Genomic DNA, 26,342 nt, shown 5'->3' with positions numbered 1-26,342 from the left:
ACTCTTGACCACTGCTCCTCCGCCCCCGCAGCCGCGCCTTTCGATCGGCGTCACCGGACACCGCTCCGGCAATCCCGCGTTCGCCGCCAACCGGGCGCGGATCGAAGCGGTGCTGGCGACCGTGCTGGATATCATCTCTGCCGCCGCCTCGGGAGAAGCGGTGCGGCTGCACACCTTGCTAGCTGACGGGACCGATCATCTGGCCGCGCAAAGCGCGCTCGCGCGCGGTTGGGAGCTGGTCGCGCCCTTGCCGTTTGGCCGGGCGCTCAACTGCGCGATCAACGCGCATCCGGCCACTGCCGATCAAGCGCGTGCGCTGCTTGACGGGCGGGACCCGCAAGATCCGGGTGTCAGCGCTGGTGCCGCGGCCATCAGGGACCTGTGCGCCAGGGCGCGGCTGTTCGAACTGTCCGATGCCGATGATGAAATCGCCGCGCTGCACCAGGCCATGCTGGCAGCGCCGGGCGATGTGCCGGCGGCACAGCATTTCGCGACCCGCGTGTCGCAGCGCGTTGAGCTGGCGGGTCGGGTCATGATCGAACAGTCCGATCTGCTGATCGGGGTCTGGGACGGGGTATCGCGCTCGTTCGGCGGGGGGACCGGGCATACCATCGGGGTCGCGCTGATGATGGGTGCGCCGGTGGTCCTGATCGATGCCCATGCGCCTGAACACTGGCGGGTGCTGCGCAGCGTCGAAGCCTTGCAGCATCCCTCGACCGAACCCGATGCCGAGCAGGCCGATCATCTTGCCGATGTGGTCAGGGCCGCACTGCATCCAGCCGGCGATGGCAGCGTGCGCCATGCGATGGCGGCGCTGGGCGTGCAGAAGTGGCGCGATCGCAGCCATCCGCTGTTCCACCTCTATCGCCGGGTTGAGGCAGTGTTCGGGGGCGGCGGCAATCGCCTGCGCTCGCTGCGCCAGACCTATGAAAAGCCCGAAGCGATTGCGACCGGCAGTGGGCAGGGCCTGCTGCGCGCGCTGGACACCTTGCCTGGTGCTGACCCGGCTTTCGCGCCGGCGATCGCCCAGCGGATCCTGCAACGCTTTGCCTGGGCCGATGGCCTGTCCACACGGGTTTCCGATCTCTATCGCGGCGGGATGGCTGCCAATTTCGTGGCCTCGGGCCTGGCGATCGTCGTCGGCACGGCCTATCTGCCGTTCTTCGATTCCGACGTTAAGTGGATCTTCGCGCTGACGGAGTTCCTGTTGCTCTGCAGTATCCTGGCAGTGACCTCGTATGGTCGGCGGGCGCGGTGGCATGCCCGCTGGTTTGAAACCAGGCGGGTTGCCGAATACCTGCGCCTTGCCCCGATCATGATGGCGCTGGGCACGGCCCGGGCGCCGGGACATTGGCCCAAGGGGGCGGGTGGCAACTGGCCCGAATTCTATGCGTTGCAGAGCCTGCGCGAGGTTGGCCTGCCGCAGGTGGCGACAACGCGCGAATACCTGCGCGGGGCGCTGCACGGCCTGCTTGATCAGCACATTGCCGGGCAGCTGGAATATCATCGTGCCAAAGCCAGGCGATTGGCCACGACGCATGCCAATCTGGACCGGCTATCGGCCTGGATGTTCCAGCTCGCCGTGCTGTCGGTCGCGTCCTACCTGGTGGTACGCGGCGCGGCGGCGCTGCACCTGGTGCCGCATGACTGGCCGCACGAACTGTCCAAGATCTTCACGTTCCTTGGTGTGCTGTTTCCTGCGCTGGGCGGGATGCTGGCGGGGATCCGCTATTTCGGGGACTTTGACCGGTTTGCGGCGATTTCGGAAGTGTCGACCGAAAAGCTCGAAGTGGTCCAACACCGCGCCGAACTGCTGCTGGCCGCACCCGCCAGCGCGCTTGATTATGCCAGTGTTGCCGAATTGGCCCGTGCCACCGACGACATTGTGGTGACCGAGATCGAAAACTGGCAAGCCGTGTTCGGCGGCAAGCATATCACTGTCCCGGTTTGACCGGCCTAACCGAAAGGGGCGGCTGCGGGCACAGCCCCGGCGCGCAGCTTCAGCCGTTTGCCGACCGAAACGATCGCCTTGATCGCGGGCATCAGTTCCTGCCCCAGATCGGTCAGTCGGTATTCCACCGATGGCGGGGATGAAGGCACGACCAGCCGGTCGATCACCCCGGCCTGCTCCATCTCCCGCAGCCGGGTTGTCAGCATCTTGGCCGAAACTTCGGGAATGTCGCGCCGCAGTTCACTGAAACGGCGCGGGCCGCCGCTGAGATGCCAGATGATATTGGGAGTCCACAGACCGCCGATCAGCTGCATGCATTCACCAAGCGGGCACAACGGTTCGAGATCTTCAGATCTGTTCTTACGTAATTTCAATGCCATAGGGCCTCACGGTTTCGCGGCGGTAACCTGATTGTGCGTCGCCAGCCTTGCAAGCATGGTAACTCAAATTTATCTGGTTACCAATCGAAACCAATGCGAAGTCGAACAATGTCCCATTCGCCAGACCTGACCTGAGCAAACAGCCCAGGGCCGCCCACCAAGCCGAATTTCTCTAACGCCGTGCCCGGCACTGCAGCCACGCCTGTTGCTGCAGTTGCCGAACGCAGGCGCGTGCCGCCTTGCTCCTTGCGGAGCCGTTTCCAGCGCGTCGAAGCGCGCCAGATCGCAGGATACCATGACCACGACCAAACATTCCCGCCTGGCCAGTCAGCTCGGCCTTGAATTGCCCCTGGTGCAGGGTCCCTTTGGCGGGGGACTGTCCACCGTCGAGCTGACCGCGACCGTTTCGAACAATGGCGCCCTGGGCTCGTTCGGGGCGCACAACCTGCCGGGCGAAGGGATCGCGCTGGCTATCGCTGCGACCCGGGCCCAGACTGACCGGCCCTTTGCGATTAACCTGTGGGTCAACGATCACGATCCCGGAGGGGATGACATGACCCCCGCCACGTTTGAGCGGGCCTGGGCCTTCTATGAGCCCTATTTCAAGGAGTTCGGGCTCGACCGGCCGGAACCGCCGCAGCATTATCATCCGCGCTTCGACGATCAGATCGATGCGCTGCTGGCCGCCCGACCGGCCGTGTTCAGCTTTGTGTTTGGCATCCCTTCTGCCGCCATCCTGCAGGAATGCCGCCGGCTGGGGATTCTCTCGATCGGCGCCGCAACCACCCTTGCCGAAGTCGAGGCGCTTGATGCGGCCGGGGTCGATGCGATCGTTGCATCCGGGTTTGAGGCTGGCGGCCATCGCCCGTCGTTCCTGGCCCGGGCCGAAGACAGCCTGATGGGCACGGCAACCCTGGTCCGCCTGGCGAGTACCAGAACCAGCAAGCCCATCATTGCTGCGGGCGGGATGGCCGATGCCGCGGGGATCCGGGCCGCCCGGGCAGCAGGTGCCGACCTTGCGCAGCTGGGCACCGCCTTTGTTGCCTGCGCCGAATCCGGGACAGCCGACGTTCACCGCGACGCACTGTTTTCTGCGCGCGCGCAGACCACGGTGCTGACCCGGGCCTACACCGGACGCCTGGCGCGCGGGATTCCCAGCCGGGTGATCGAGGAATTCGGCCGGCGCGCGCATGAGTTGCCGCCATTTCCGATCCACGGCTGGTTTGTCGGCAAGCTCAAGTCCGCCGGGCTGGCGGCCAATATCGAGGATTTCGTCTCGCTCTACGCCGGCCAGGCAGCCCCGCTGCTCAAACATCGCAGCGCGGCCGGGCTGATCGCTTCAATCCGCACTGAACTTTGATTCCCTTCCCCCCAACCAAGGAAATGTCATGAAACTTTACTACTCTCCAGGTGCCTGCTCGCTTTCGCCCAACATCATCCTGCACGAAATCGGTGCGGAATTTGTCCTGGCGCGGGTCGATCTGGCAACCAAGACGCTTGAAGTTAGCCGCGACTTCCGCTCGGTCACGGCCAAGGGCCAGGTGCCGGCGCTTGAACTCGGCGATGGCAGCGTGCTGACCGAAGGTGTGGCTATCGTGCTGCACCTGGCCGACAGCGCCCCTGCGGCGGGCCTGATCCCCCCGGCGGGTTCGATTGCGCGGGCCCGGGTGCAGGAGATGCTGAACTTCATCGCGACCGAGCTGCACAAGGCATTTGGCCCGCTGTTCAATCCCGCCAGCTCTGCTGATGCCAGGGCTGCGGCAACCGCGCTGGTATCAAGCAAGCTGGACGTGCTGGAAGGCCAACTGGCCGATGGTCGCCATTGGCTTTGCGGATCGCAGTTCACTCCGGCCGACAGCTATGGCTTTGCCGTGACCCGCTGGACTGCGTTTCAGGGCATCGATCTGAACCGCTGGCCGGCGATCGTCGACTGGATGGACCGGGTCGGGTCACGCCCGGCGGTCAAGGATGCGATGGCCCGAGAGGCCTGATCGCTTGGGGCGCAAGCCGAACCACCGCCCCCCGCACTCGAGCGTGCGCCCCACTTTTTCACCACCCCAAAGTCCGGCGATTGGCTATTTCAGCAGCCGTGCATCGCGAAACGAGCGGCCGATCGGGATCGTCCGGCCATCGCGCAGCCGCAGCCGGTCGCTGTGCTGGACAACGACCCGCGCCTTGTTGACGATGAAGCTGCGGTGGACCTGCGCAAAGCGATCATCAGGAAGCCGGTCGAGCAGGGACTTCAAGGTCGCAGTCGCCAGCACGCTGCCACCATCGCCGACTACCCGGACAAAGTTTCCTTCGGCTTCGAAGCTGGAGATTTCCGCCAGGCGGAAGCTTCGCATCGCCCGATCGACTTTCAGGACCAGATCGTCAGGTGCCGCTGCCTCGGCCCCCGTGCGCTCGGCGATCCGGCGGCGGACCTTGGCCAGTGCGGTGGCAAATCGATCCGCGCTGACCGGCTTCAGCAGGTAGTCGACCACGTCGAGTTCGAACCCGTCAAGCGCGTGTTCCTGATGCGCGCTGACGATCACTGTCAGAGGGGGCTTCGTCAGGCCGCGCAGCAGGTCGAGCCCGCCGAACATTGGCATGCGGATATCGAGGAACATCAGGTCCACCCGCTGAACCTGAAGCTGGGCCAAAGCATCGGCGGCGCTCAGGCAATGGGCCGCGATCGCGATGTCCGGTTCGCTGCGGCAATGGTGGGCCAGCACTTCGTGGGCCAGCGGCTCGTCATCGACGATCAGCACGTTCAGCATGGTTCGAGATCCAGTTCGAGCCGGGCCTGCCATTCGCTGCCCTGTTGCTTGGTCGATAGGTGGAAGTCCTGCCCGAACAGCAGTTCGAGCCGCCGCCGCAAGTTGGCCAGGCCCATGCCAGGCGCTTCGTCAGGCCGGCCGACAGGCAAAGAGTTCACGCAGCAAAAGTGCAGTCTTCCGCTTTCGATGCTTGCCGAAATCCGCACTTCACAAGCCCCGTCGCTGGGTTCCACGCCATGCTTGAAGGCATTCTCGACCAGCATGATCAGCAGCAGCGGTGGCAGTGCCAGGCCGGTTCCCGCCGGCGGCCAGTCAGCAATCAGGGTGCAGCGATGGCCAAAGCGCAGTTGCTGGAGATCGAGGTAGTTCCTCAGGTAGTCCATTTCCGCATCAAGCGCGACGCGCTCTTCGGGGCCGCGATAGACGACATAACGCAGCAGATCGGACAGTTTGATCACCGCCGCCGCGCTTTCCGCGCGGTCCTGCAGGCACAGGGCGTAGAGCGTGTTGAGCGTGTTGAACAGGAAGTGCGGGTTGATCTGCTGCTGCAGCAAATGCAGTTCGGCGCGCATTCGTTCGTGGCGGTTGCTGGCTTCGGCCTGTTCGGCCAGCAGCCGTTCGACCGCCAGGACGATCGGCAGGATGATCACCGTCAGCCAGATTGCGAAGCTGTAATTGGTCCAGTCGAACGGGTTGTGGTTTTCGGACGGGATGATGGTCCATTCCGGAATGTTGAGCGGCAAAAGCAGGCCCAGGCTGGATGCTGCCGGAGCGCCCAACGCCAGCAAGGCCAGCGTCGCAAAGCCGAAAGGGATCATCCCGTGGCGGTGCAACACCCGTCGGACCAGCACATGACGACAGGCCCAGTACCAGCCGTAAAGGGTCACACCAAGGGCACTGAACTGCACCAGATACCACAGCGCCTCACCGGGCTCCGCAGCGATCCGCCGCCAGTCCAGCAGCACCCGCAAGGGCTGGTTGCGCACCGCGTCCGGGGTCGAAGCGAACAGCGAGGTCGTACCCAGCACCCACAGGCCCAGCAGCGCCGCGACCGTGCCGTCAAGCGTCAGTGGCAGCCGCTGGATTGGCGCCCCGGCCCGGCCGGGCCTGCCATAGTGCTGGCGGGCTCCGGGATGGAGCAGCAGGAAGATCGCGCTGAACCCGGCGGCCAGTGCCCATTGCCCGGCTGTCAGCGTCCCGCCCGGCTTCACGACATGCAGCGTGGCGGGGTAGGCGAGGAACCCGGTCAGCCAGGCCAGCCCGGCAGGCGCCGGGCGCCACCGGCAGGCTGCCACATGCGCGGCGAGCGCGGGCAGGAGCAGGCCGACCACTCTGACCACGGTTCCGGCCAGCGCGGTCCACCGCGGGTCCGCGCTGCCAACCTGATCTGCCAGCGCGATCACCAGCGCCGCCACCAGCACCGGTGCCGCCTGGAGCAGCAGTGCGCGGTGACACGGCCCTTCTGACAGCTTCACCTCGATCGGTTCCCTCATGTCGCCCGGTGCTGGCGGCGGCGACGGGCAATTGGCAGTCCTTTTTGACGAACGGCCCGATTGCGCTGACGAATGGCGGCAAAGATGATGCCGTCGCAACCGATCACGGCAAAGCCGGCCTTGGTCATCGCGCGATTGCTCAACTGGAGAGACTGCGCCAGCCGCCTCTGGAAAGACCGGAGGCTGCATGCTGGAAGTTCGCAATCTTGGCAAAACCTATCGCGGCGGGGTGCGGGCGCTCGACGGGATCGACCTGTCGATCCCGCCCGGGATGTTCGGCCTGCTGGGTCCCAATGGTGCGGGCAAGAGCACGCTGATGCGCACCCTGGCGGCAATCCAGCTGCCCGACAGCGGCAGCATCCGATTTGACGGGATCGACGTGCTGGCCGATCCGGTGGCGCTGCGCCGCCGGCTGGGTTACTTGCCACAATCCTTTGGTGCCTATCCGCATGCCTCGTGCCGCACCATGCTGCGCCACATGGCGATCCTGAAGGGCCTGCCCGACGATGCGCAGACCGCCAGCCGGATCGACCAGCTGCTCGAACTGACCAATCTTACCGCGCATGCCGATCGGCCCGTGACCACCTTCTCCGGGGGAATGCGTCAGCGCTGGGGCATTGCCCAGGCGCTGCTGGGGGATCCGGCGCTGCTGATCCTGGATGAGCCGACCGCCGGGCTCGACCCCGAAGAGCGGATGCGGCTTTACAACCTGCTCAGCCAGCTCAGCGGCGAACGGGTGGTGCTGCTCTCGACCCATATTGTCGACGATATCGAACAGCTGTGCAGCGCAGTGGCAGTCGTGCAGGGCGGCAAGGTGGTGGCGCGCGGTGAAACGGCCCGGCTGGTGGAAGAGCTGGCTGGCCGGGTCTGGGAATCGGCCGAACCCGTCCCGGCGCGTTCGCCGGCCCGGCATCTCAGCACCGCCTACCGGCGCGGGCAGCCAGTGCACCGCTGCTTCGCGGTGTCGTGCCCGGGGGCTGGGTTCACGCCTGCCGTGCCCAGTCTTGAAGACCGGTACTTCCTCGAACTGCACGGCGCCCGGCCATGCTGACCCGCGCTGGCTGGCGCAGCGAATGGCTGGTGGTGCGGCGTCACCCGCTGGTCTGGGCGGCGATGGTGGGAGCGATCGCTTTCCTGGCGCTGGCCGCCGCGAACGAGGCCCCGCGCAACCAGCGCGAGCTGTTCGAAGCCGTGCTGCGGCTCAACCTGTTCGTCCCCGCGTTCGTGCTGCCGGTTGTCGCGGGCGCGCTGGCCCCGATCGTCTTCCTGCGCGAAGTCGAACACGGCCTGGGCGAGCTGTTTGCCGCCTATCCGCAAGTGCCGCGGGCCTGGCTGGCGGTCCGGCTGGCCGTTTTCTCGGCACTGCTGTTCGCCACTTGCGCGGCGCTGCAACTGGTCATCGCCGGCATGCTGACCCTGGACTATCCCGGCCACCTTGCAGCCCTGGCCTGGCTAAGCGCGGAGCTGGCGGTCTGGGTCCAGCTGCCGGCCTGCCTGATCTGGAGCAGCCTGCTGGCCTGGTTGAGCTGCGCCAGGGGCAAGTCCGGTCTGGTCTATTTCGCCGCAGCATTCGGCTGGGCGGCATACCTGGGCCTCGCCACTCTGACCGGATCGCCCCTGATCGCCGGCAGCCTGGTGGCCTGGCAGCCGCTGCGCACGGCGATGCTGCTGGCCGATCCCTATGCGATTACCGCGCTGGTCAATCCGCCGCCGCTGGCCGGCCTGCCGCTGTCGCGCGAAGTGGCCATGCTGCTGGGGCGGCTGGGCTGGCTGGCGGTGTGCCTGACGCTGCTGCGCGGAATTGGCCAGGTCCCGGCGCTCAATCCCGCCCACGATGGTGCCACGCCCCGATCGGCGCGGTGGTCCGCCCTGTCTGCCGTGCGGCAGGGGCAAGCCGGCCTGCTGATGCTCTCGCTGCGCTGGGTCCTGCGTGACAAGTTCGCGCTGCTGGCGATTGCTGGATGGACTCTGCTGATTTTTCCCGAGGTGTTCAGCGGGATGCGCTATGCCGAACCGCTCGCCGTATTGAACCCTGACAGCCGCGACGCCCTGAACCGCGTGATGTGGGATCTGCTGCCCGCCTTGGGGGCGCTTGTACTGCTCTATGCGGCGGACCGGGTCAGCCGCATGGCCGGCACTGCCCGGCTGGCCGAACTGGTCGCCGCCACGCCTTATGCTTCGTGGCGGCTGATCGCGGCGCAGCTTGCCTGCCTGTGGCTGGTAGCCGCAGCGCTGCTGGCGCTGACCTTGCTGATCGTTGCGGCGGCGCAGCTGGCGGCCCGGTCGCCGGTCGCGCTGCGCGAATATCTGGAACAGGGCGCCCAGGCCCTGCCGGGGCTGCTGCTCGCGGCAACGCTGTTTGTGACGCTGCACGCGGTGCTGCGATCGCGGCTTGTGGCGAATCTGGCCGGGCTGGTCCTGTTCGTGCTGGGGCATAGCAGCGTCATGATCGCCATGGGTCTGGACCATCCGCTGTGGAAGCCGCTCAATCTGCCGCTGGACGCACCCGATCGCGTGCTGGGGCTGGGAAACAACTGGGACGTGCTGGGCGGCTATGGGCCGTTCTGGGTCGCGCTCTGTGCCGGCGGCCTCTTGCTTGCTGTGCGGCTCCACCATCGCGGCACCCTCTGGCGACAGGCGACGCCGGTCCGGGCCCTGCTGCACCCGCTGGTGGCGGTCGCCGCACTGCTGCTGGCCGGCGGGGCGTGGCAAGGCGCACGCATCCACCAACGGCTCGTTGCCGACCATGCCCTGACCAGCGCCGATGAGCGCGCCCGGCGCCGGGCCGATTATGAACTGCGCTATGCGGAGTGGGAGGGGCGCCCCCAGCCGCAGGTTGCCGCGGTGCTGACCCGGGTCGATTTCGCCGCCGATGGCCGCAGTGTCGAGCTGCGCGCCGACCTGGCGCTGATCAACCGCACCGCCGCGCCGATCGCGCGGATCCTGGTCGGTCGCAACCAGACCGAGGTAGAGGGCGATGTCGCGATCGACGGCGCCAGTGCCGAAGCTCGCGATCCCTACACTGGCCAGATCGTGCTGCGGCTGGCCCGGCCGATGCAGCCGGGCGATGAGCGCGTGCTGCACTTTGCCGCCCGGATCCGCCAGTCGGGGCTTTCGGGCACCGCAGGGCTGATGATCCTGCGCCCGCAATTCGCCACCGTACCGGCGTTCCAGATCCTGCCGGTCATCGGTTTCCAGCGTGAGCTGACCCTGCGCGATCCGGCGCGGCGCGGACGGCTGGGGCTGCCGCCGCTGAATGTCGCGGCGCCGTCGCAAATGGGTGCCGCCACCGGCCTGCTGGCCGATCGGCAGGCCACGTTCGAAACGGTCCTTTCGGTTCCGACTGGCCAATCCGCGATCGCCCCGGGTGAACTGGTCCGCCAGTGGCGCAGCGCCGGGCGTGACCATTTCCTGTTCCGCACCGATCGCCCGATCCGCAACCTGCCGCTGTTCGCCGCAGTGCCATGGCCGGCGCAGCGCTGGCCGGCAGGATCGTTGACGACCGAAATCTACGCGCCCGACCCTGTCGGGCAGGACAGCGCCAACCTGCTGGCCATGCGCGATACGCTGGTCTGGCTCGATCGCGATGTGGCGCCCTACCCGGGAACGACCCTGCGCCTGATCGCCGCGCCGGAAACCGGCCCCAGCGGCTATGCGTTCCCGCAAGGCATGCTCATCTCGGACCGGCGCGGGTTCCGGGCGCGGCCGGCTGGCGATGCCGGGTTCGATCAGGCCTACCGCCGCGCGGTCCACGAAACCGCACACCAGTGGTTCGGGCACCTGCTGGGCTATGGCTTGCCGCAGGAACGGGCGTTCCTGATCGAATCGCTGGCCAAATATGCCGAGCTGGTGATGATCGAGCGGCGCTATGGCACCCCGGCAATGCAGGCGCTGGTCGATTGGGAGGCGGATCGCCTGGCCCACGCCCGGCTGGTTCCGGCCGAAGTCACCGTGCCGCTGATCGCTGCCGAGGATACCGAAGACATGTATTCGCGCGCCACCCTGGCCTTCGCCTGCCTGCGCCAGCGGCTGGGTGACAAGGCCATTGTCGGGGCGCTGCATGACCTAGCTGAAATGACCCGCCAATCCGGCCACCCGGCCCGCTCGCTCGATTTCGTGCTGGCGCTCAAGCGGCGCGGCGGAATGGAGCGCGCGGCAATCGTCGATATGCTGCTGTTCGATCAACTCGCCATCGAAACCGCGCTTCAGCGATCGGGGTGCCCGGTCAGCAGCTGAAGCCCAGGCCCAATCCGTTTGCTACCCAGGGGGCAATCGCAGGGCAAGGGGGCAGGTGGCGGAGCGGGAGGTAGCCGAAAAAATCATGTAAAAACATGATCTTAAAAATGAACTTGGGCGGAGGCGCAAGCTTTGCCCACAATTTATCCCACCGGGCAAAGCCCAGTGCACGACCGTTCGCCACGGTCCATTCCGATCCATCGGGGAGTCGGATTTCGGATAGCAAAAATGAGTGATTTGGGCAAGCCGGGAGTTTGCGTTAAGAGGGTGTTGCGTGTCCGCAATTGCCACGCCATCTTTGCTGCATGAACGGTCTGGAGGTCGGCGGCGATGACGCCAGGGTCTTGCTCGATCATTTGCGCGCGTTGATGGGTGGCGATCTTGATGCCGCACGCCAGTGGCTGCACACCGAAAACCTGGACTTTGGTTGCTCGCCCTTTGCTGCCATTGCAGGAAGCGCCGGAGTTGCAGGGGTTGCCGACTACCTCGCAGGTTTTCGCTTCAAGAACTGATCAAATATGTTCCCGATCGGTAAGATTTTGGCGTTGTTCCCGTTTTTCGGCATGATACCTTCCCGTTCGGTAAGAAAATGACTTGATCAGTCTGTTCGTTTGTGCTTTCTTCCCGCTCGGTAAGAATGCCATGATCGAAGACGCTCTCCAATTCGGCGCAGCCGTCGCCACTGCCCGCAAGGCCCTTGGCCTCACGCAGCGGGAGCTAGCGCTTGCGATCAACAGCGGCGAACGCTTCATCGTCGACCTTGAAGCGGGCAAGCCCACCGCCCAGCTCGGCAAAGCGCTCGCCGCCGCCCGAGCCGTCGGTCTGCGCCTGACCGCAATCGGCACAGCGCAAGGCTGACCGTGGAACTGCCCGTCCACTTCGGCAATCGCCAGGTCGCCACAATCAGCGCTGACGCCCAGGCAACAACGCTCACCTACGCCGACGCCTGGCTGACTGCCCCAGACCGCTTTCCAGTCTCGCTAGCCATGCCTTTGCAACGCGGGCCATTGGGCAGTGAACTGGTCCTGCCCTGGCTCATGAACCTGCTGCCCGAAGGCGAGCCCTTACGCGCGATGACCCGCGCCGTTGGTGTCGCCCCTGGGGATGCGCTCGGCCTGATCGCCGAAACCGGCAACGATCTCGCAGGAGCGCTCAGCATCGCCCCGCAGCAACCGCGCGGCGAGCCCGGTTATCGCCCGATCCTGGATGCCGACGCACTCGAACGGATAATCGAGGAACTACCCGCCCGCCCATTCTTGATCGGTGAGGAAGGCGTCTCGATGAGCCTCGCGGGTGCACAGGACAAGCTGCCCGTCGCGCTGATCGAAGGCGAGCTAGCCATCCCAATCAACGGCGCGCCATCGACCCACATCCTCAAACCCGACAATCCTCGCCTGCCCGGCAGCGTCCAGAACGAAGCGCTGTGCATGGTCCTGGCCCGACGGATCGGCCTCAATGTCGCACCAATCACGACCGGCGTTGCAGGAAGACGCAGCTATCTGCTCGTCGAACGCTACGACCGCACCGGAACCGGCCACGAGGTCAAGCGCCTGCACCAGGAAGACTTCTGCCAGGCACTAGCCCGCCCGCCTGCCGCCAAGTACGAATTCAACGGCACCGGAACGCGCGGCCCCTCGATTGCCGACCTGTTCTCGCTCGTCCGCCAGCACATGACCGCCCGCGATATCAACCGCCTACTCGACGCCGCAATCCTGAACATAGCGATCGGCAACGTGGACTCGCACGCCAAGAACTATTCGATCCTGCTCGGCCCCGGCGCCCCGCAACTGGCCCCGCTCTACGACCTGATGTCCGGCCTCGCTTGGGCCAATATCACCCAGAACCACGCCCAGGCTATCGGCGGCCAGCGCCGAGGCCGCCACATCTACGGCCGCCACTGGCGCCGCATGGCCGAAGCTGCAGGACTGGCAGCGCGGGGGACGGTGCAACGGGTAGAACAGGTGACTACGCGACTGCTTCGCGAATTGCCCGCAGCGGTTGAAGAAGTGGCAGCGATGCCTGCTGGCTTGGTAATGCTGAAGATCTTCGCGACGGAGATCGAAGAACGAGCGACCGAAGTCAGGACGCATTCTGGAATGGAAGGCGTTCCCGAATTAGATACTGCTGACACAGAGATTGGTCCGCCGGATTCGGCCTACAGTTGAAGCCCTCGGTCAGGCCCTGGTCAGAGTGCAACAAAGCGGATAGCCAGTACGAATGGCCGAGGCATGGAGCGATATCGAGATCGACCTGATCGTCGCAGACTATTTTGCGATGCTCAGCGACGAGCTGGCTGGTCACCCGTTCAACAAGGCCGAACATAATCGAGCCCTACAAGCCCTCTTGCATTCCCCTCAGCGAAGTCAGGGTTCGATCGAATTCAAACACCAAAATATCAGTGCAGTTCTTCTCGGTCTCGGCCAGCCATGGATCGACGGTTACAAGCCTGCCGCGAATTTTCAGAACGCCCTCGTCGACGGCGTGCTTCGTTGGCTGGATGCCAGGCCGGATTGGCTGGCACCGGGAAGCTTTGCGATGGGTGCTGCGGTTGGCGAAATGGATGCCATCACCGGATCCAGTCGCCTCATTCCGGATCAGCCTTCTCTATGGATCGGTCCTCCGCCGACCCAACGCAACGAACCGCCACCCGTTGATCCGGAATTCATGGCCGCAATTGGCCGCAAATATGACGTTGCCGAGCGCGATGCCCGCAATCGTAAACTGGGGAAGGCCGGTGAGGAGCTGGTCTTACATCACGAGCGACAAACCCTCTTGCAAGCTGGACGTGGCGATCTCGCAGACAAGGTGCGATGGACTTCAGTGCTAGATGGCGATGGATATGGCTTCGACATTTCCAGCTTCGAGCCTGATGGCCGTGAACGTTTGGTCGAAGTGAAAACGACCAATGGATGGGAGCGAACGCCCTTTCATATCTCTCGCAACGAGGTTGCAATCGCAGAAGCGCGCCGTGACGACTGGCACCTCCTTAGATTATGGAACTTCGCGCGGAAGCCGCAGGCATTTGCCCTCCGGCCGCCACTCAAAGATCACGTTGAGCTAACACCGACCAGTTTTCTCGCGGCCCTTCGGTAACAAATCGCTTTGAATTTCGGCTCGAATGCCGCGACGGCAAGAAATCCTTCCGGAATGAAGATCAGTGGCGGTATTTCAATAGGTTACGTACCCAGCACACAGCCGCGAAGCTGGGAACAGTGTAGAGCACACCCTACGCCACAATTTTGGCTGGTAAGGCACTTAGAAAATTGGAGAATTGGCCAATCTCGGCGCTTCGTCACTTCTCAATCGAAGCAAATCACCACAATCAGTTCAAATCACCCGCAATTCAATTGCGATCAGCACCTTGACTTTTATGAGAACATAAATAGAACGATATTGCCTTGCGAAGCGCGAACCAGGCTCCCCAAATTTGGAGTCTGCAATGAACAAAAACCGATCAGTACAAGCCTATCTCCCCTCGCATATCGTTGCTTGGATCGCCGGGGGGGCAAGGCGGGCAAAGGACACTCGTAGCCACTGGGTTGCGACTTTCCTGACCGATCTATTCCAGGGCCAGGAAGTCCGCAAAGATGCTCGCCCGCAGACGCTACAAATCCGTCGCCAGCTCGCTTTCGCCATGTGCGCGCTAGACAGGCTGATAGACGCACACCCAGATCCAAAGTTACGTCAGCGCGTAATCGACGCCTTCCGAATCCGCGTCGAGCGCGAGCAACTGGGCAGCAGTAAATGAGCGCCCGGAAGCACCCAGTGAAGGCTGGAGATGAGCAACTCCAACTGCCATTTGCTTTCGCGTCCAAGGCGAGCCGTTCGAATGGCGCTGAGCCTTTGGCGGTCCGCATTCCAGATGCCGTCCGTATGACTGGAATAGGCCGATCGAAGCTTTATGAGCTCATCGCCTCAGGTGATCTTGATGCGATCAAAGTGGGTCGTTGCACACTCGTGCCGATGGAAAGCTTGCGTGCCCTTTTGAGCAATGCTCGCGTCGTGCCTGGCCGCTTCATTGGCGGATAAGCTGGACAATCCGGAACGGCTGGTTTTGGAGCGAAGCCATAGAAAACCCGCCGGTAGATTTTGGAACGCGCTATGAAGTCTAAGCATCACAGTCTCGGCCAGCCGCGCGCCAACATTGCAGACGCGTAGACGCTCCCTGCGCTCAGCCGACAATCGACGGACAATTGCATGCCAGGGCTGATTGAAATGGCGGTCGCATCGGGGAATCAGGCTTGGTCGGCGAAGCGGCGCGCTTTCCATTCGATCTTTTATACAATCGATTGCAAATTTCTGTTGCACAGCGTTGCCCCATTTCCTAGGCGTTGGCGAAAGACGGTTTGATTAGGAATCCCTTCGCCTTGACCTCAGCATGGACGCACGAGCATGTTTCCCGCATCCAACCGCAGGATTTCCCTGCTGTTGGGCTGATTTCGGAACTCCAAGCTCGCCCTCTCCTCCCGGGAATTTTGCTGTGGGACATGTGGCCCGTACAGCTTCCTGACGGCAGCATCGCGGAAATCGCTGGCGGATCCCTGTGGATGGCGCTTGGGGCTCCTGACCGGTCGGATCCGGGACTGCGCCATTTTGAAGCGCGCATCAGGCTGTTGCGCTTGAAGGGCAACCAGTGGCGTGACCTGGGCTGGGCTCTGCCCGATACGGATTACGCCTTTGAACGCGAATGGGCTGGCACGGCCTTGCTGAAGGGCAAGACAGTCTCCTTGTTCTTTACCGCCGCTGGTCGCGCTGACCGCCCCGGCGGCTATCAGCAGCGGCTGTTTGAGGCGCACGGCACTTTGCAGCCAGACGGTCATATTGCGCACTGGAGCGACCTGCGCGAATCCGTCGTCAACAGCGGCGACTTCTACGATCTGGCTGATCAGCAAGAGGGCGAGCCGGGCAAGATCACGGCCTTTCGCGATCCCGCCTATTTCTGCGACCCGGCTGATGGGCAAGAGTATCTGCTGTTCACAGCCTCACTGGCGGGCTCGACATCCGAATACAACGGGGCCGTGGGCATTGCCCGCCGATCGGGCCAAGACAGCTGGGAATTATTGCCGCCGCTGCTGCATGCCGACGGCGTCAACAATGAGCTGGAACGCGCGCATATGGTCGCCCGGGATGGTCGTTACTATCTCTTCTGGGTGACCCAGGCCGGCACTTTTGATCCGGCGGGTCCGATTGGGCCCACGGGCCTTTACGGCATGGTCTCCGACCAGCTTTTTGGTGACTATGAACCGATCAACGGCAGCGGTCTGATCCTGGCCAATCCCCGCGAAGAGCCCTCACAGACCTATAGCTGGCACGTGACCAAAGAGCTGCTGGTGAGCAGCTTTGTCGATCATTGGGGCCTCAAGGGGCGCAGCCTGGCGAATGATTCCCAGCTGGCCGCCGAAAGCTTTGGCGGAACCCCGGCACCGTTCGTCAGGTTGGTTCTGGACGGCAATCGCGCAAGCCTGTGCGGTGACCTGGTCCATGTCGGCTGACGCGAGAAACCTGTTCGGCGCGGTCGAGGCGGGCGGAACCAAATTTGTCCTCGCCATCGGCAATGGCCACGATGAGATCGTCGCCCAGACGCAAATACCGACAACTACGCCCGACGAAACGCTCCAGCGCGCGATAGAGTGGTTTCAAGGCCAAGGCGGCATTGCAGCCTTGGGCATCGCCTCGTTTGGGCCGGTGGACCTTGATCCTGCCTCGCCAACATGGGGCAGCATCACCGACACCCCCAAGCCGGGTTGGAGCCAGGCCAGGGTCGCCGCTCGCCTTGGTGCTGCGTTGGGCTGTCCGGTTGGACTTGATACGGATGTGAATGGCGCTGCCATTGGTGAATATCAGCATGGTGCAGCCAAGGGCTGCGATGTGGCGATCTATGTCACTGTCGGTACCGGTATCGGGGGCGGGGCGATCATCGGCGGGGCGACGATCAAGGGAAGTCGCCACCCGGAAATGGGCCATGTGATGCTGCGCCGCCACCCTCAGGACCTGGGCTTTGCCGGTGCCTGCCCGGTTCATGGCGACTGCCTGGAAGGCCTGGCATCCGGCCCGGCGATCAAGGCGCGGTGGGGGGCCACGCTTTCCGACCTGGCACCGGACCATCTGGCCCACGAGATCATCGCCGATTACCTGGCCCAGCTCTGCCAGACCCTGATCGCGCTCTATTCACCGCAGCGGATCATTCTGGGTGGCGGGGTCTTGCAGACTGCAGGGTTGCTCGACAAGGTAAGAGCACGGGCGGCCGCTTATGCGGGCAGCTATTTCGGCGTGCTTGCGGATGAGATTATCGTCGCACCCGGCCTTGGCACTCGCTCCGGCATTGTCGGCGCATTCGAACTCGCAAAGAAGGCTGTGAATGTCGAAATCTGACGCCGATCAGGGAGTGGCGATTGTCATTGTCGGTGGCGGCACGGCAGGCTGGCTGACTGCGGCGTTCTTGCAAAACCAGCTGCCTCACACCCTGAACCGCCCAGTTGCAATTACAGTCATCGAAGCCGAGGATATTCCGACCGTTGGCGTGGGGGAGGCCACCATCCCCTCGATCCGCCAGACGCTGGCGGCTTGCGGTATCGAGGAACATCTCTTCCTGAAAAACTGCGGCGCTACCTTCAAGCAGGGCATCGAATTCATCAATTGGCGTGACGATCCCAAGCAGGACGGCACCAACAGCTATTTCCACCCGTTCGGTGACCAGATCATGGTCGCAGGAAGGGATGCGACCTGGCAATGGCTGCAACTGCCACCGGATCAGCGCGGCGCCTATGCCGAGCAATTTTCGGTGCAGGCCGAGATTGCCCGCAGCGGTCGGGCTCCAAAGAGCTTCACCGACAAGCCCTATGACGGGGCGCTCGCCTATGCCTATCATCTTGATGCCGGGAAACTTGCGCAGTTCCTGAAGACTCTCAGCAAAGGACGCGGCGTCTGCCACAAGGTACAAAAGGTCGTGGCGATCGAGCGCGATGGCGACGACATCAGCGCACTGCGATTGGATAATGACGAACGGATCGCGGCCGATCTGTTTGTCGACTGCACCGGCTTTGCCGCCCGGCTGATCAATTCCGATCAGCAGAACAGCTTCAACAGCCTGTCAGACACCTTGTTTGTTGACCGCGCCGTTGTGACCAGGGTTGAAAATGACAGCCTGGCGGACGTCATCGGCTATACCAAATCGACCGCACAAAGCGCCGGCTGGATCTGGGATATCGCGCTTCAGGACCGCCGGGGCGTCGGCCATGTCTACAGCTCGCGCTATATCGATGACGATGCCGCCAAGGGGGAGCTGGCGGCCTATGTGCAGCAGCCGGTCGAAGAGCTGGAAACGCGCCGGCTTGATATGCGCATTGGCTATCATGACCAGCAATGGCGCGGCAATTGCGTGGCGATCGGGCTGTCGAGCGGTTTTCTGGAGCCGCTCGAATCGACCGGAATCTATCTGATCGAGATGGCCAATTGGGCGATGCTGGAATTTGTGCCGCGCTATCTAGGCGGGGCGCAGCCCCAAGCCAGCTACAACCGGATACTGCACAATCACTATGACAACATCACCGATTTCCTGAAGCTGCACTATTGCCTGTCAAACCGGCGCGACACGGCATTCTGGCGTGACAATTGCGATACCGCGACGATTCCGCCTTCGCTGCAGGCCAATCTGGCGTCTTGGGAATCCGCGGTGCCCAGCATCTATGATTTCCACAGCACGACCCAGTGCTTCTCGGCCACCAATTACAAATTCGTCCTCTACGGCATGGGTTGGGCAGGGGCCGGAAGTGGCTCGCCCAAACCGGGCGGGCAGGTCAGCACCATGATTCAAGAGCTGGCCCAGCGCCGATCAAGGCTGCGTGATTTTGTGCAGCGCGACACCGTTGCGAATCTGGCCTATTTCGAGGCCCTCCAGAAGCTCTAGCGCGCGCCGCGCGCAAGGCTTGATCTATCTGTCACTGGACAAAAAAAGGGCGCCCGCAACCTGCGGACGCCCTTCCTTTTTGCGACCCCGATCAGAATTTGAAGCGGATGTTTGCAGCTACCGTGCGGCCCTGGATCGAACGTCCGATCGTCACCGTGTTGGGAGCCGCCGCATAGAGCGACTCACGCCCGTCATTCGCCGCTTCGGTGATCCCCGCCTTGTCGAACAGGTTGTTGACGTTGAGCGAAAGCTCCAGATTATCGGTCAGGCTCAGGGCCCCGGTCAGGTGCACGACCGAGTATCCCTTTTGGGTGAGCGTGTTGGCGTCGTTGGCAAAGCTGCTGCCAGTGCCGATCCAGCTGGCTGACAGGCGAACCCGGCCAAGGTCCAGGCTGGGCGTGACCGCCCAGATCAGCTTGGCCTGGCGCTGCGGCCGATTGCCGATCAGTGCCGTGTTCACGACGTTTGCGGAATTGCGCGCGTCGGTAATCTCGGCATCGGTGTAGGTGGCCGTTGCGTAGAGGTTGAACACGCCGCTCTTGTAGTAGGCTTCGAGCTCAAGGCCCTTGGCGTCATACTTGCGGATCTGCCCGGTCGGAGGCGTGATAGTGATGTTCGATTCTTCGGTTTTCGACAGGAACACGGTCCCGTAGAAATCGAGTTCGCCGCCTCCCAGCTTCAGATCTTGCGCCTTGAAGCCGACTTCGTACTGCTTGACCTGATCGACATAGGCACCTTCAGCGCCGGCCAGCAATCCGCCGCTTGCATCGCGAACCCCAAAATCAAGGGCGCGGTCAAAGTTGAACGAGGCGCCGCTCGAGGCGCGGCCAAAGATCGAGAAGTTGTCACCGACCAGGTAGTTGGCGCCAACGGACCAGGCGAAATTGTCGGCCTTCAGATCGGCACGGGCATCGACTACACCCGTGTTCAGCGAAACGGTGGCTTCCGATCCGGTAATCACGCCATCGCCATTGACATCGAACGGAGCTCCTGCCCCAGCCGTGCGCACCCCATTTTGCCGCATGAAATCGTACCGCATGCTGGCGTCAACGCTAAGGTTGCCGGACTTTACGGCGATCGCGGCAAACGGCGAACTAACTTCCGCTTCCAGATCGTAATTGCGGTTCGAACCGTCCCAGCCGAACGCCTGGTTGACGCCGGCAATGCCATTGATCGAACCCGGAGTTGCAATCAGCGCAGCATCGTTTTCGGTGGTTGTGACAAGCCGTGTCCAGTGCCAATCCTGCTTGAAATTCTGGTGCATGAAGAAGTGGCCAACGGTGAAGTCCACGGTCGAGCCACTGCCAATGTCAAAGGTCTTCGACAGGCGCACGTCGTTGGCGAAGTTGCTCATGTCATCAAGATTGACGTCGAACACGGCGACTTCGGTTGCGAGCCCGTTAGGCAGGTTGCCTGCGGTCACCGCCTGGCCGGCCAGGGGGCCATTGTAATAGGTCGAACCGGCGAGTGAGGCCGCGTCCAGTGCGCCATAGCTAAAGAAGCCCAGGAACTGGCCCGAGATGTCCTGATAGCGCGACTTGGTCGCGAGATTGATACCGCCGCCAAGGTCAAACTTGGTTTCGAGGCCAATCGACTTCACCTTGTGGTGCAGCCCATCGGCAGCATCATAAGGTTCAAGCTGGTTGCGACCGTTTACCGCAAGACCGTTGCGGGTCAGGTTGCTGTAGAGGCTGTGGTTGGCAGCATCGAAATTGCCAAGGCTGGTGCCGACTTCGCCGCTGGTCGCATTGCCGGTGCGCGAGACCAGCTGCGGGAAATAGGCCTGTTCCTTCTTGTCGATGAACTTGCCGGTGACGCGGACATAGCCGGCGTCGAATTCCTTGGTCAGGCTCAGGCGCAGCTGGCCGCCGGATACGGGGCTGTAGCCTGAATCGCGATAGTCACCGCCCTGCTGGAAGTGGCCGCCCAGATGGAAGTACAGATCGTCAGCCAGCCTGGCGCCATATTCCGCATCGACGCGGTAGTCCTTGTGGTCAACGCCGATACCGAATGCGACCGATCCGCCGCCGGTTTTGCCGGTCTTGCCGATCAGGTTGATGATCCCGCCCGGGCCGTTGGTGGTGAGCGTCGAGGCAGTGCCGCCGCGAACCGATTCAACACGGGCCAGCGTCGAATCCGACTTGAAGAAGCCATCGGCTGGCGCAAACAGATGATCGCCGAACAGCAGAATCGGAAGGCCATCTTCCTGCATCGAGAGGAACTTTGCGCCGCCGGTCGAGATCGGGATGCCGCGAACGTTGATGTTCGAGTTGCCGCCGCCCGATGAACTTTCCGAACGGATGCCCGGCAGCTGGCGGAAGACTTCGGCTAGGTTGGTCGGATTGCTGGCAGCGATCGCTTCCGAATCCAGCGAGGATACCGAAACCGAAGTGTCGATCTTGTTCTTGCCCGCCGCGGAGACCACACCGGTGACCACAATCTCGTTGTCTTCGGCGCCATTGCCCTCAGGCTGCGCATCCTGCGCATGGGCGCTCGCACTGATAAAGGCTGTCGTAGCAGCCGTTGCCAACAAGGCGCGACGGATCACTTTCATCGGTCATATCCTCCCGTGATCGCCCTATGATTGGGGCGTAATATTGCAGTGTGCGGGACAAGTCCTAATTCCAGAAACAAACGATTGCAAACGGAAAATACAACCGATTGCAAAAAGATGCTCGAGGTCGGCCACTCTCGGCATTTGCAGTTATATTACAGATATTTATGGCGAGTCGCCTAGATCGACCGCTGGCAACCCCGGCAGCTGCGCACGGAGCTTCATCCCTGGCGATCCTAAGGCTTGGGTTTTGCGCCCACAGTACTGCCACGAATCACCAGCTTTGTGGGCGTCAGCGTGGCACCCACCTGCTTGCCGGCAATCTTGTCGATCAGGGCATTGACCATGATCTCGCCGCCCAGGGCAATATTCTGATCGATGGTGGTCAATCCAGGCGAGATCATCTCAGCCTGTCCGATATTGTCGTAACCGACGATGGCAACATCTTCGGGCACCCGCAGACCCTTGGCCTGAACGGCGTGAATGGCTGCGATGGCAAGCACGTCCGACGCAGCAAAGATGGCATCAAATCCGGTTGAACCGTCGCACAGTTCAAGGACCTTGCGGTAAGCTTCATGGCCATCGAAGGACGAAGGGATCAGCAAGGGGAGGGACTTCCCATCCCCCTGTTCCTGCAAGACAGACACCAGCCCATCGTAACGCAGCTTCACCTCAGGCAGATCCACATCGCCGAGAAAAGCGATTTTATGACGACCGATATCCGTGAGGTGCTGACCAACCAGTCGCCCACCCTCGAAATTGTCGCTGCCCACCAGCGTATAGCCTGCCGCGTCGATCATGCCGCCCCAGACGACAACCCGATCGGCCGCATCGCCCAGCGATTTCAGCCGTTCGGTTCGTCCGGCCTGACCGATAACGATCAGGCCGTCCGCCTTGCCCGAAAGCAGCAGGCGCTGCTCGGCTATTTCGGATGGGCTGTGCGGCAGATTGATGATCAGGTCATAGTCATGCTTTGCAGCCGCCTGCGAAACAGCGCCGATCATTTCGAGGAAAAACGGATCGGAGAGGTTCTGGTGCGAACCCGGATAGACGGGAATGACGATACCCAGTGTCTGGCTAGATTGCTTGCGCAAGCTGCGCGCCCGGGCGTTGATGGCATAGCCCGTTTCGTTCGCCAGCCGGAGGATCAGCTCCTTGGTCTTGCCATTGACCAGGGGACTGTCATTCAAAGCGCGCGACACGGTTGAAATATCGACGCCCGACAGCTTTGCGAGACCGCTCATCGTAATTCTGGTGCGGTTAGGCATCGGCAATTTTTCACCCTGCATCTGACGCACCAAGGCCGGAATGGCATCCTGCAGATGCTTGCATGGTTTTGTCCCTAGCCATCAACCATTTTATGTTCAACCGGCACGCGGTGTCCCGCATTCACAAACAAGGTTGCCAGGGCCCCCAGCAGCATGAGCGCCCCGCCCAGGATCAGGACACTGCGCGGATCACCGCCCAATAGCGGGCGATAGATCAGCGGCATGGTCAGGGTCTGGATCAGCATCGGGATCACAATGAACATGTTGAAAATGCCCATGTAGATGCCATTGCGCTGCGGCGGGATACAATCGGCCAGCATGACATAGGTATTGCCCATCATCCCGGCCCAGCCAATGCCAATGCCCAGCATCAATACAAACAGCGCAGCCGGCGTATCGGCGCCAGGCAGCAGCAGCATGGCGATCCCGGATGCAGTCAAACAGGCCGCATGGGTTATCCGCGCGCCCAGCTTAGCGATAATGGGAATGAGCAGCAGTGCGCCCAGAAAGGCGACAAAGTTATAGAGCGCGCCTGCCTGCTGGGTGGTCAGCGTGGCGTCGCGAAAGGCAGCACTGGTCGCGTCGCTGGTGTTGTAGATCGAACGCCCGACAGCGAAAGTGACATACTGCCAATAGGCGAACATCGCATACCACTGGCACAGCATGGCAAGGGCCAGTTGGCGCATCGGCTTTGGCATTTCGCGGATCGCATCGACAATCTCGGCCATGGTCGCCTTGACTGTCATCGGCCTCTGCTCGAGCAAGGCCTTCTCATCATCGGTCAACGGCAGTTCCGGAACGCGCCAGACCGACCACACGATTGTGGAGATCGACAGGATCGCACCAATGATGAAAGCGATCCGCACGATCACCGGAATGCCGTTCGCGTCCAGCACGTCCTTGGCCACAATGCCCGTCAACAAAGTCGGCGCCAGATAGGACAGGGTCTGCGCCAGTCCCGTAAACGCGCTCTGCGTCAGAAAGCCAACCGAACGCTGCTCGCGCGCAAGCCGATCGGCAACATAGGCGCGGTAGGGCTCCATCGTGATGTTGTTGCCTGCATCCAGAATCCACAGCAGCGAGGCTGCAACCCAAAGCGCAGGGGAGTAGGGCATGAAGAATAGACAGATACTGCAGACAATCGCGCCAATCAGGAAATAGGGTGTCCGGCGCCCATAACGCGAATTGGTGCGGTCGCTCATCGCACCCACGATCGGCTGGATGATCAGTCCGGTCATCGGCCCGGCGAGCCACAACAACGGCATCGTCGCCTCATCGGCACCGAGGAAACCATAGATCGGCCCCATGTTCGCCTGCTGGAGCCCGAAACTGAATTGCAGCCCGAAAAAGCCCACATTCATCTCGATGATTCTCAGCAGCGACAATCTTGGCTTTTCGGCGGTCTGCACCTGAAACCCTCCCCAATTTTGCTCCGTCTCAGCGATTGTCTGGCACAGATCCAACTGGACTACAATCGTTTGTAAGTTGGTCGGTTGAGGATGATCAGCTTTGCCAATTTTCGAAGCGCTTTGTGAGGGCGCATTCATACAGCGCAAGAGAGGAGCCTCGAGCAAATCCAGATCTCTAACGCGCGGGAGCCGTGCTGCCGTAATGTTTGTCAACTATTCGTTGGAACATTCGCCCGGCGTTCCAATCGAATCCTTTCTCTTCCACTTGAGGCAAGCGTTCCGCTAAACGGCATCGCTTTCTAGATACTAGGAATTAGTCGGTCATGGGCGTTTGGCTAAACCTGAATGTACGGCGTGTCTTGGGCAAACGGGATTCAACCCTAGAATGACAACTTTGTCAGCGTCACTTGCCGTTACAGAAAGCCGCCCAATCAGACATCAGCGCCTTCCGCTTCTCCAGAAAATCAGTTCGCCGATAAGCCGCTTCGACCTTGTTGGAATTGGCATGCGCAAGCGCCGACTCGGCCACCTCTCCTGGATAGTCTGTCATATCCGCAACCCAATCCCTAAAGGCTGAGCGGAAGCCGTGGACGGTTACGCCGGCTTCCATGTCGCGGAGGATCTTGAGGAGGGTCATGTCGGACATTGGTGTCTTCAGCTTCATTCCGGGGAAGACCAGGTCGGTGCATGGCGCGCTGAAGGCCTTTGCGCGTTCGAGGGCATCGAGGACTTGCGACGCGAGGGGCACGAAGTGGGGGCGGCCCATTTTCATGCGGGTGGCGGGGATCGACCACATCGCTTTGTCCAGATCGAACTCGCTCCAGGTAGCGCCGCGAATTTCGCCGGAACGGGCGGCGGTGAGGATCAGGACTTCCATGGCGACGCGCCCGACCGATGAGCGTTCACGCAGTTTGGCGATGAAGGCGGGAATGTCGGTGTAAGGCATGGCGGCGAAGTGGCCGTCTTCCTTGGGCTGGCGGGGCAGGCCTTTGGATAGCGAGCGCATCGGAGCTTCGCTGTCGCGCATGCCGTTGACGTAGGCCCAGTCAAGCACCGCGCCGATCCGCTGGCGTACGCGGCGGGCCGTTTCAGGCTTGCTCAGCCAGATCGGCAGCAGCGCCTTGCGTATTTGCGGGCCTTCGATGTCGTTGACCAGGCGGTCGCCGATGAAGGGATAAGCGTAGGTTTCGAGCGTAGTGATCCACTGGACCTGATGCTTGCCGTTTTTCCAGCTGGCCTTGTGTTCGGCATGGACCTGTTCGGCGGCGACCCGAAAGGTCGGGATGACGATCTTCTCCTTCTTCTTTTCCGCGACCGGATCGATGCCCTGGGCGATCAGGCGGCGATATTCACGGGCCTTCTCTCGAGCCTCGGTCAGCGTCACGATAGACAACGAACCCAGACCGAAGTCGCGGCGTTTGCCATCGACACGGACCCGCAGCTTCCAGCTTCGTGAGCCACCGGGTGCGACTTCCATCATCAAACCGTCGCCATCAATGTAGCGACCGGGCTCGGTGAGGGTTTTGATCTTGGTTGCGCTCAACTGTCCCATCGCACGTCTCCATTCCGATTTTGCCCACCACTTAGCCCACCAACCGTGGTGGGCTAAGGTGGATGAGCATGGACGGCAGCGGACGGAGCCAGCGCCGTAAACACAAGGAATATAGCCGTTTTATGGGCATTTTTGAAAGGTAAAAATAGGGGTTGGTGGCGGAGCGGGAGGGATTCGAACCCTCGATACGCTTTTGACGTATACTCACTTTCCAGGCGAGCGCCTTCGACCACTCGGCCACCGCTCCGCATTTGCACTGGAAGGCGCGCCCTAGCGGTGACTTGGCGCTTTCGCAAGCGTGTGCGCTCTGGCAGCATGGGGCGATGTTGCGGCAGATCGGCCTGGCCCCCTCGCTTGACGAGATCGAAGCACTGGCGCGCGCCGCACTGGCGCGGCTGCCGCAGCCGTTCGCTGCGCACCTGGCCGAGGTGCGGCTGGTGGTGGAGGATTTTGCCGACGCGGAAACGCTGGCTGCGCTGGGGATCGATGACGCGTTCGAGCTGACCGGGCTCTACGAAGGCTGGCCGGTGGGCGAGAAGCATTCGGCGCCATCGGGTGCCATGCCCGACCGGATTAGGCTGTTCCGTTCCCCGATCCTCGACGAATGGGTCGCGCGCGGGGACGAGACACTGGAGCACCTGGTCGCGCATGTGTTGATCCACGAGGTCGGGCACCATTTCGGCCTCAGCGATGCCGATATCGCGGCGCTGGAGGCTGCGGGCTGACTGGACACGAACGCAAGAAATTGAAACCGTGACTTTTGACCGCGCGATCAGATCAAGATATTGATTTACTGAGATGAATTAGGTGTTTCCGGCCCCGGGCCGCAAGGCA

At 62.4% G+C, this 26,342-nt stretch carries 22 protein-coding genes and 1 tRNA gene; 14 read left to right on the top strand and 9 right to left on the bottom strand.

Annotated elements, in window-relative coordinates; all coding sequences use genetic code 11:
- The first annotated feature begins 4 nt into the window (after positions 1–4).
- Entirely contained in the window at positions 5–1,951 is a 1,947-nt protein-coding gene (locus IT549_RS12630) for a hypothetical protein (RefSeq protein WP_292973708.1), read from the top strand.
- Between the two features lie 5 nt (positions 1,952–1,956).
- On the opposite strand, the gene IT549_RS12625 is transcribed toward IT549_RS12630, so the two are convergent.
- Positions 1,957–2,265, bottom strand: coding sequence for a helix-turn-helix domain-containing protein (locus IT549_RS12625; protein WP_292973706.1), 309 nt, complete (start codon positions 2,263–2,265; stop codon positions 1,957–1,959).
- A gap of 361 nt (positions 2,266–2,626) precedes the next feature.
- Here IT549_RS12625 and IT549_RS12620 point away from each other — a divergent pair, with 361 nt between their 5' ends.
- Both IT549_RS12620 and gstA read left to right on the top strand, forming a co-directional pair.
- The gene (locus IT549_RS12620) at positions 2,627–3,691 is read left to right on the top strand and encodes a nitronate monooxygenase (protein ID WP_292973704.1); all 1,065 of its coding nucleotides are present in this window, start codon (positions 2,627–2,629) and stop codon (positions 3,689–3,691) included.
- Between the two features lie 28 nt (positions 3,692–3,719).
- A complete protein-coding gene (gene gstA / locus IT549_RS12615) occupies positions 3,720–4,322 on the top strand; it encodes a glutathione transferase GstA (protein ID WP_292973702.1) in 603 nt (200 codons plus the stop codon).
- Positions 4,323–4,406: 84 nt separating this feature from the next.
- On the opposite strand, the gene IT549_RS12610 is transcribed toward gstA, so the two are convergent.
- The 3 genes from IT549_RS12610 to IT549_RS12600 are packed head-to-tail and all read right to left on the bottom strand — an operon-like array spanning position 4,407 to position 6,711.
- Complete coding sequence (locus IT549_RS12610; protein WP_292973700.1) at positions 4,407–5,090, bottom strand: LytTR family DNA-binding domain-containing protein; 684 nt, start codon at positions 5,088–5,090, stop codon at positions 4,407–4,409.
- Positions 5,084–6,583 carry a histidine kinase gene (locus IT549_RS12605; protein WP_292973698.1) on the bottom strand — a complete coding sequence of 500 codons (1,500 nt, stop codon included), beginning with the start codon at positions 6,581–6,583 and terminating at the stop codon, positions 5,084–5,086. The genes IT549_RS12610 and IT549_RS12605 overlap by 7 nt, the downstream gene beginning before the upstream one ends.
- The gene (locus IT549_RS12600; protein ID WP_292973696.1) at positions 6,580–6,711 is read right to left on the bottom strand and encodes a hypothetical protein; all 132 of its coding nucleotides are present in this window, start codon (positions 6,709–6,711) and stop codon (positions 6,580–6,582) included. The genes IT549_RS12605 and IT549_RS12600 overlap by 4 nt, the downstream gene beginning before the upstream one ends.
- 59 nt (positions 6,712–6,770) lie before the next feature.
- Between IT549_RS12600 and IT549_RS12595 the strand changes: the two genes are divergently transcribed.
- The 10 genes from IT549_RS12595 (at position 6,771) to IT549_RS12550 (ending at position 18,725) form a co-directional block, all read left to right on the top strand.
- Positions 6,771–7,634 (top strand): ABC transporter ATP-binding protein, encoded by an 864-nt coding sequence (locus tag IT549_RS12595; RefSeq protein WP_292973694.1) that lies wholly within the window; start codon positions 6,771–6,773, stop codon positions 7,632–7,634.
- On the top strand, positions 7,628–10,819 hold the full coding sequence (locus IT549_RS12590; RefSeq protein WP_292973692.1) for a hypothetical protein: 3,192 nt from the start codon (positions 7,628–7,630) through the stop codon (positions 10,817–10,819). Before IT549_RS12595 ends, IT549_RS12590 begins: the two co-directional genes overlap by 7 nt.
- 305 nt (positions 10,820–11,124) lie before the next feature.
- Positions 11,125–11,331 carry an antitoxin Xre/MbcA/ParS toxin-binding domain-containing protein gene (locus IT549_RS12585; protein WP_292973690.1) on the top strand — a complete coding sequence of 69 codons (207 nt, stop codon included), beginning with the start codon at positions 11,125–11,127 and terminating at the stop codon, positions 11,329–11,331.
- A 130-nt stretch (positions 11,332–11,461) separates the two neighbouring features.
- Positions 11,462–11,677: a helix-turn-helix domain-containing protein gene (locus IT549_RS12580; protein ID WP_292974069.1), complete on the top strand. Its 216-nt coding sequence runs from the start codon at positions 11,462–11,464 to the stop codon at positions 11,675–11,677.
- A 2-nt stretch (positions 11,678–11,679) separates the two neighbouring features.
- Positions 11,680–12,984, top strand: coding sequence for a type II toxin-antitoxin system HipA family toxin (locus tag IT549_RS12575; RefSeq protein WP_292973688.1), 1,305 nt, complete (start codon positions 11,680–11,682; stop codon positions 12,982–12,984).
- Between the two features lie 52 nt (positions 12,985–13,036).
- On the top strand, positions 13,037–13,912 hold the full coding sequence (locus tag IT549_RS12570) for a DUF3883 domain-containing protein (RefSeq protein ID WP_292973686.1): 876 nt from the start codon (positions 13,037–13,039) through the stop codon (positions 13,910–13,912).
- A gap of 651 nt (positions 13,913–14,563) precedes the next feature.
- Positions 14,564–14,848 carry a helix-turn-helix domain-containing protein gene (locus IT549_RS12565; protein ID WP_365777050.1) on the top strand — a complete coding sequence of 95 codons (285 nt, stop codon included), beginning with the start codon at positions 14,564–14,566 and terminating at the stop codon, positions 14,846–14,848.
- 302 nt (positions 14,849–15,150) lie between these two features.
- Positions 15,151–16,311, top strand: coding sequence for a glycoside hydrolase family 68 protein (locus IT549_RS12560; RefSeq protein ID WP_292973684.1), 1,161 nt, complete (start codon positions 15,151–15,153; stop codon positions 16,309–16,311).
- Positions 16,199–17,191, top strand: coding sequence for an ROK family protein (locus tag IT549_RS12555; RefSeq protein WP_365777046.1), 993 nt, complete (start codon positions 16,199–16,201; stop codon positions 17,189–17,191). Before IT549_RS12560 ends, IT549_RS12555 begins: the two co-directional genes overlap by 113 nt.
- A complete protein-coding gene (locus tag IT549_RS12550) occupies positions 17,178–18,725 on the top strand; it encodes a tryptophan halogenase family protein (RefSeq protein ID WP_292973682.1) in 1,548 nt (515 codons plus the stop codon). The genes IT549_RS12555 and IT549_RS12550 overlap by 14 nt, the downstream gene beginning before the upstream one ends.
- Before the next feature lie 91 nt (positions 18,726–18,816).
- Here IT549_RS12550 and IT549_RS12545 read toward each other — a convergent pair whose 3' ends face one another.
- The 5 genes from IT549_RS12545 to IT549_RS12525 all read right to left on the bottom strand — a co-directional run bounded on the left by IT549_RS12545 (position 18,817) and on the right by IT549_RS12525 (position 25,755).
- Positions 18,817–21,279: a TonB-dependent receptor gene (locus IT549_RS12545; RefSeq protein WP_292973680.1), complete on the bottom strand. Its 2,463-nt coding sequence runs from the start codon at positions 21,277–21,279 to the stop codon at positions 18,817–18,819.
- Positions 21,280–21,515: 236 nt separating this feature from the next.
- Positions 21,516–22,523, bottom strand: a complete 1,008-nt coding sequence (locus IT549_RS12540) for a substrate-binding domain-containing protein (RefSeq protein ID WP_292973678.1) — start codon at positions 22,521–22,523, stop codon at positions 21,516–21,518.
- 98 nt (positions 22,524–22,621) lie between these two features.
- Positions 22,622–23,908: an MFS transporter gene (locus IT549_RS12535; RefSeq protein WP_292974063.1), complete on the bottom strand. Its 1,287-nt coding sequence runs from the start codon at positions 23,906–23,908 to the stop codon at positions 22,622–22,624.
- A 451-nt stretch (positions 23,909–24,359) separates the two neighbouring features.
- Entirely contained in the window at positions 24,360–25,508 is a 1,149-nt protein-coding gene (locus IT549_RS12530) for an integrase arm-type DNA-binding domain-containing protein (protein ID WP_292973676.1), read from the bottom strand.
- Positions 25,509–25,664: 156 nt separating this feature from the next.
- Positions 25,665–25,755, bottom strand: a tRNA-Ser gene (locus IT549_RS12525).
- A gap of 76 nt (positions 25,756–25,831) precedes the next feature.
- Between IT549_RS12525 and IT549_RS12520 the strand changes: the two genes are divergently transcribed.
- Entirely contained in the window at positions 25,832–26,233 is a 402-nt protein-coding gene (locus tag IT549_RS12520; protein ID WP_292973674.1) for a metallopeptidase family protein, read from the top strand.
- The last annotated feature ends 109 nt before the right edge of the window (positions 26,234–26,342 follow it).

It is taken from the genome of Novosphingobium sp. (assembly GCF_020852455.1).
In the GTDB taxonomy this organism is placed as follows: domain Bacteria; phylum Pseudomonadota; class Alphaproteobacteria; order Sphingomonadales; family Sphingomonadaceae; genus Novosphingobium.
This window is presented reverse-complemented; position numbering and strand designations above follow the sequence as displayed.